The sequence below is a fragment of the Micromonospora radicis genome (assembly GCF_003583405.1).
Classification (GTDB): domain Bacteria; phylum Actinomycetota; class Actinomycetes; order Mycobacteriales; family Micromonosporaceae; genus Micromonospora; species Micromonospora radicis.
On sequence record NZ_QXEC01000044.1, the window covers coordinates 21146 to 27163 of the forward strand.

Annotated in this window: 7 protein-coding genes; 4 read left to right on the plus strand and 3 right to left on the minus strand. The window is 72.7% G+C overall.

Going from position 1 to position 6018, the window contains the following annotated elements; all coding sequences use genetic code 11:
• Positions 1-25: 25 nt before the first annotated feature.
• Both D2L64_RS26020 and D2L64_RS26025 read left to right on the plus strand, forming a co-directional pair.
• Positions 26-895: a PhzF family phenazine biosynthesis protein gene (locus D2L64_RS26020; RefSeq protein ID WP_119579838.1), complete on the plus strand. Its 870-nt coding sequence runs from the start codon at positions 26-28 to the stop codon at positions 893-895.
• Positions 896-1003: 108 nt separating this feature from the next.
• Positions 1004-1468, plus strand: a complete 465-nt coding sequence (locus D2L64_RS26025; RefSeq protein WP_119579845.1) for a hypothetical protein — start codon at positions 1004-1006, stop codon at positions 1466-1468.
• A 45-nt stretch (positions 1469-1513) separates the two neighbouring features.
• Here the strand turns inward: D2L64_RS26025 and D2L64_RS26030 are convergent, their stop codons facing one another.
• Positions 1514-2218 (minus strand): HAD family hydrolase, encoded by a 705-nt coding sequence (locus tag D2L64_RS26030; protein WP_119579839.1) that lies wholly within the window; start codon positions 2216-2218, stop codon positions 1514-1516.
• 105 nt (positions 2219-2323) lie between these two features.
• Here D2L64_RS26030 and D2L64_RS26035 point away from each other — a divergent pair, with 105 nt between their 5' ends.
• Entirely contained in the window at positions 2324-3286 is a 963-nt protein-coding gene (locus D2L64_RS26035) for a DMT family transporter (protein WP_119579840.1), read from the plus strand.
• Between the two features lie 7 nt (positions 3287-3293).
• Here the strand turns inward: D2L64_RS26035 and D2L64_RS26040 are convergent, their stop codons facing one another.
• Together D2L64_RS26040 and D2L64_RS26045 are read right to left on the minus strand one after the other, a co-directional pair.
• Positions 3294-4013 carry a GNAT family N-acetyltransferase gene (locus D2L64_RS26040; RefSeq protein ID WP_119579841.1) on the minus strand — a complete coding sequence of 240 codons (720 nt, stop codon included), beginning with the start codon at positions 4011-4013 and terminating at the stop codon, positions 3294-3296.
• 86 nt (positions 4014-4099) lie between these two features.
• Entirely contained in the window at positions 4100-4924 is an 825-nt protein-coding gene (locus D2L64_RS26045) for an SDR family NAD(P)-dependent oxidoreductase (RefSeq protein ID WP_119579842.1), read from the minus strand.
• A 144-nt stretch (positions 4925-5068) separates the two neighbouring features.
• On the opposite strand from D2L64_RS26045, the gene D2L64_RS26050 reads away from it, so the two are divergent.
• Positions 5069-6018, plus strand: a 950-nt coding sequence (locus D2L64_RS26050; protein WP_147376319.1) for an HpcH/HpaI aldolase/citrate lyase family protein, incomplete at its 3' end; no start/stop codon positions are given.

A 6018-nucleotide genomic window follows, 5' to 3' on the forward strand; every position in this document is an offset into this window, starting at 1 on the left:
GCCTAAGCGCCTAGGGTTTATGAACATGTCGACCTTGGCTTACGAGATCGTGGACGTCTTCACCGACCGTCCGTACGCCGGCAACCCGCTGGCCGTGGTGTTCGGTGCCGACGGGCTGGCCACCGAGCAGATGCAGGCGCTGGCCCGGGAGTTCAACCTGTCGGAGACGGTCTTCGTACTGCCCGCCACCCAGGTCGGCGCCACCTACCGGGCCCGGATCTTCACCCCGACGGCGGAACTGCCGTTCGCCGGGCATCCCAGCGTGGGCGCGGCGGTGACCGCCAGCCGCCGGGGGCTGTTCGGCGTGGGGCAGGTCAGCCAGGAGTGCGGCGCGGGGGTGCTGCCGATCGAGCTGACCGAGACCGGCGCGACGCTGACCGGCGGCACCCCGACGCTCGGACCCGAGCTAGACCCGGAACCGCTGCTGGAGATGGCCGGGCTGGCCGCGGCGGACCACGCCGGACCGGCACCCCGGGTGGCCGGCTGCGGCCTGGAGTTCCCGTTCCTGCCGGTACGCCCCGACGCGCTGGCCCGGGCCCGGATGAATCCGGCCGTCGCGGCCCGGTACGGAATCGAACACGTCAGCGTCTTCTCCTGGGACGCGTCGACGCAAACCGCGTACGCCCGGGTGTTCGTGCCCGGCCTCGGTGTGCCGGAGGATCCGGCGACCGGATCGGCGGCGCTCGGATTGGGTGTCTGGTTGGTCGCCAGCGGCATGCTGCCGGGCGACCGGCGCTCGTCGTACACCGTGCGGCAGGGGGTCGAGATGGGTCGGCCGTCGACGTTGGCCTGTACGGTCACCGCCGCCGACGGCGTGGCGGTGGGCGCTACCGTCGCGGGACGGGTGATGGCGGTGGCGCGGGGCGAGATCCTGGTCCCGCCCTTCGTCGGCTGACCGGCCGGCACCGACCGGACGAGCCGGTCGGCCGGCACCGACCGGACGAACTGAGAGGATGCCGTGGTGACCGACGAGCGCAACAGCACCCCACTTGTCGACGAGGCGATGAAGAAGGCCTCCGTGGCCTGGGTGGCGGTGCCCGGCGGCCCGGCGTTGGCCCTGTGGTGCATGCCGTTGGAGGGTGCGCTCTTCGTGATCAGCGGCCCCGGTGAACAGGCCGCACCGGGGCTGGCCGAGGCCGACGAGGCTCAGGTGACGCTCCGCGGTGATCATGGTGGGCGGATCGTCACCTGGCGGGCAGCGGTGACCCGGGTGGCGCCGGGCACCGACGAGTGGGACACGCTGGCCCCGTTGGTGGGCGCCAAGCGCCTGAACTCGCCGGGACCGACCACCGAACTGGTCGCCCGGTGGGCCGCCGACGGCTGCGCACTGGTCCGGCTGGCGCCTGCCGGCCAAGCGGTGCACGGGTCGGAGCTGCCCGCCGGTTCGCTGGCCGAGCCGCCGCGACCGACCCCGGCGGTGCGGGTGACCCGCAAGCCGTTCCGGCTGCACCGCGTGCGGCGCCGCTGACCACGTCCGCCGGACCGCCGGGCGCGGACCGGGACGCTCGCGGTGTCACGACGGCACCGCCACCGGGATCCCGTCGACCAACTCGACCACCTCGCCGAGCCGGCTCAACCGTCGGCCGGTCCATTCCGTGTCGGCGTTGAAGACCAGGTGGTCGACGAGGTCGGGGGTGGCCAGCCGGGTCGCGGTCAGTCCGGCCTGCTGTGCGCCCGTCAGCTCCTGGCTACCGCCGTCACCCACGTAGAGGCAGTCCTGCGGTGCCAGCCCCAGCCGCGCGCAGGCGGCCAGGTAGAGCGCCCGATCCGGCTTGCAGCGGCCCACCTGGATGGAGAAGATCCGCACATCGAGCAGGGGGGCGACGGCCAACTCCGGCAGGAACGCCGGCAGCTCGTGGGTGCAGTCGCTGATCACGCCGGTGCGGATGCCCCGGTCGCGCAACGCCCGCAGGGTCGGCGCGGCGTCGTCCCGCAGCCGGGTGTCGGCGCGTACGGCCGCGAGCCGGCAGGCCACCGCCGCCCGCAGGGCATCCTCCGCCGGGCGTACGCCGGCCTGCTCGCACACCCATCGCAGGGTCGCCTCGGCGCCGCCGAAACGCCCGCTGGCGCGTTCGTAGAAGCTGCGGTCGAGCACCTCGACGTAGGCGTCCGGTGGGCAGCCGAGCAACTCTGCGGTCCGGCGGTGTCCGGCGCCACGCTGGACCGGACTGGTCAGCGTGCCGAAGAAGTCGAACAGAACCGCCTGGAACCTGGGCATGGAAGAGGCGCCTCCGCCGCGAGTGAGGTCCCGACGGGACGCGCATGATCGTAACCGAATGATGACGGATCGTGCCGCCCCGTTGGCGTGTGAGGATTACGTCTCGTGCCCCCCGAACCACACCGTCCGCCGGTCAACCTGCTCACCACCGGGGCGCTGGCCCTCGCCGTCGTCGCAGTGTCGTCGTCCGCACCGTTGATCGCCTTCGCCGCCGCGCCGGCTCTGGCCGTGGCGTTCTGGCGCAACATGCTCGCGGTCGCCGCGTTGAGCCCGTTCACGTTGACCCGGCGGCGGGTGGAGTTCCGTGCCCTGCTCAGCGGGGCCGGTCGGCGGGACGGGATGTTCTGCGTGTTGTCCGGGGTGGCGCTGGCGGCACACTTCGCCACCTGGATGCCGAGCGCGAAGCTCACCTCCGTGGCCGCCGCGACGGCGTTGGTCGCCACCCAGCCCGTCTGGCAGGGCCTGATCGCCCGGACGCAGGGCCGCCGGCTGCCGGCCGGGGTGTGGGCCGGCATCGGCGTGGCGGTCGTCGGTGCCGTGTTGGCCACCGGCGCCGACTTCACCGTCTCCGGCTCGGCATTCGCCGGTGACCTGCTCGCCTTGGCCGGCGGCCTGTTCGCCGCGATCTATACCGCGCTGGGCGAGCGCGCCCGGGTCACGGTGAGCACCGCCACCTACACCACCATCTGCTACGGCGTGTGCGCGCTGCTCCTGCTGGTGATCTGCCTGGTCGGCGGGGTGCCGCTGGGCGGCTTCGACACCGCGACCTGGCTGGCGGTGCTGGCCCTGGTCGGCGGCGCCCAACTGCTCGGCCACTCGATGTTCAGCTACGCGCTGCGCCGGGTCTCGGCCACCACGATCAGCGTGCTGATCCTGCTGGAGGCACCCGGCGCGGCCCTGATCGGCTGGGCCTGGCTGGGTCAGCTGCCCGACCCGGTGACCCTGCCGGGCCTCGGGCTGCTGCTGGTCGGGGTCGCCGTGGTGGTGCTCTCCACCGCCCGTACCGCCCGCCGGGCCGCCCGGGTGAGCACCGCCGTGCCGGCGGACGCGTCACCGGTGGGCGACTGACGGCGGCTCAGACCTCCTGCACCTCCAGCACCCTCGTGTGCGGTGCCGCGTCGCCCAGCTCCGCCCGCAGCGCGACCCGCTCCGGATCGGCCAGGAACGCCTCGTAGCCGGCCCGGGTGTCGAACCGGATGAGGTGCACCTCGGTACCCTCGTCGCCGGTACGTAGCCGCCGTTCCAGCCGGCCACCGTGGCGCGGCAGCAGGGCCAGCACCCGATCCTCGTACCGCTGACCGGCCTCGACCGCCGCCTCGCCCAGCTCGACCAACGCGACCAGCCGCACCGCCGCGGCTGAGTCGTTGACCAGCGACTTCCAGAAGTGGTGGTCGACGTGGCCGCCCGGAATGCCCTCCCGCCGACCCGTGTCGAGGTAGCCGTGGCGCCGGTAGAAGTCCGGCGCCTGGAACGAGAACGAGGCGACCGAGATCTGGGTGCAGCCGCGCCGCCGGGCCTCCTCCTCGGCCGCCGCCAGCAACCGGCCGCCCCACCCCTCGCCCCGGTGGTCCCGATGCACCCACAGCATGTTGATCCCGGCGCAGTCGCCCCAGCTCCACCCGGTCAGCCCGGCCACCAGCTCACCGTCGGCGCCGGTGACCCGCACGGAGAGGTCCGCCTCGTCGTCGGCGCCGGTCTGGTGCCGGTTGTACGCGGTCAACTCCGCGTCCAACCGTTCGTCCAGGTCCTCGTCCTTGCCGAGCACCCGCAAACTCGCGTTCCCCACGTTGGTCACCGGCGGAGTATCCCAACGCCCGTCGATCCCCGCGACCCCGTCGACGACGGTGGGCGGCGGCCTGTGGACGGGGTGGGTGGGTGTGGTCAGGTGGGCAGGCCGACCGCTTCGGCGCTGGCCGTCCAGAGCCGGGCGGCGAGCTGCGGGTCGGCGGCCTTGCGTAGCGGCCGGCGTGGCCGGCAGTCGAAGTAGTAGCCGCCGTCGACCAACCGGGACCGGTCCTGGTTGGCCAGCCACACCAGGGTCTGCGCACCCTTGACCGGGCTGCGGAACGGCAGCAGCCGCATGCCCACCGCGACCAGCCGGCTCTCGTTGCCGAACCGGGTCCGCACCACGCCGGGATGGAAGCAGTACGAGCCGACCGTCGGCCACCGCCGGGCCGCCTCCGCGGTGAACAGGATGTTCGCCTGCTTGCTGGTCCCGTACGCGGTCAGCGGGCGGTAGCGGCGCAGTGCCCCGTTGAGGTCGTCCGGGTCGAGCACCCCACTGCGGTGCGCGCCGGAGGCGGTGACCACCATCCGCCCGACCCGGTCTGCCAGCAGGTTGCCGAGCAGGAACGGGGCCAGGTGGTTGGCCTGGATGGACAGTTCGAAGCCGTCGACGGTGGTGACCGGCTGGAGCACTATCGCGCCGGCGTTGTTGGCCAGCACGTCGATCCGGTCGTACGCGGCCCGCAACTGCTCGGCCAGCTGTCGCACGTCGTCGAGTACGGCGAAGTCGGCGCGGAACACCTCGGGTCGTTCCCCGGACGCCTCGCGTACCTCGTCGGCGGCGGCCCGCAACCGGGCCGGGTCACGGCCGACCAGCACCACCTGGTCGGCGCGGCGGGCCAGGTCGATCGCGGCGGCCAGGCCGATTCCGGAACTGGCTCCGGTCAGCACCACCAGTCGACGGCCAGTGAGATCTTCCACAGGTCCATTCACCCGGGTCACGGCACGAGGTTACCGTGACGTCCCAACTCCCCCCGGAATCGTTAGGTCCCCGAGACACCTGGGGTGGCGGCGGGTCCGCCGGATCCCGGAAGGAGCCGACGCGACCCGGAAGGAGCACAGTCGATGGCCGCTGCTGGGCGCCCCCGCCGGTCGTGTCTGGCCGTGCCCGGATCGAGCGTGAAGATGCTCGGCAAGGCGCAGGGACTCCCCGCCGACCAGGTCTTCCTCGATCTCGAGGACGCGGTCGCGCCGCTCGCGAAGCCGGCGGCCCGGCGCAACGTGGTGGCCGCGCTCAACGACGGGGACTGGGCGGGCAAGATCCGTGCGGTCCGGGTCAACGACCTCACCACCCCGTGGACGTACCGGGACGTCATCGACGTGGTGGAGGGGGCGGGCGCCAACCTCGACTGCGTGATGCTGCCGAAGGTGCAGGACGCGACACAGGTGCGGTGGCTGGATCTCACCCTCACCCAGCTGGAGCGGTCCCTGGGGTTCGAGGTGGGGCGGATCGGCATCGAGGTGCAGATCGAGAACGCGGCCGGCCTGGTCAACGTCGACTCCATCGCCGCCGCCTCACCCCGGGTGGAGACGATCGTCTTCGGCCCGGCGGACTTCATGGCCTCGATCAACATGAGGTCGCTGGCGGTCGGCGGACTCATCGCCGACTACCCGGGCGACCCGTATCACTACATCCTGATGCGCCTGTTGATGGCCGCCCGGATGTACGACAAGCAGGCCATCGACGGACCGTTCCTGCAGATCCGGGACGTGGCCGGGTTCCGCACGGTGGCGCGGCGTTCCGCGGCGCTCGGCTTCGACGGCAAGTGGGTGCTGCACCCGGGGCAGATCGAGGCGGCGAACGAGGTCTACGCGCCGGACCAGGCCGACTACGACCACGCGGAGTTGATCCTCGACGCGTACGCGTACTGCACCTCGGCGGCGGGCGGGAAGGTGGGCGCGGTGATGCTCGGCGACGAGATGATCGACGAGGCGTCCCGCAAGATGGCGCTGGTGATCGCAGCCAAGGGCCGGGCCGCCGGGATGACGCGGACGTCGCGCTTCACACCGCCGGC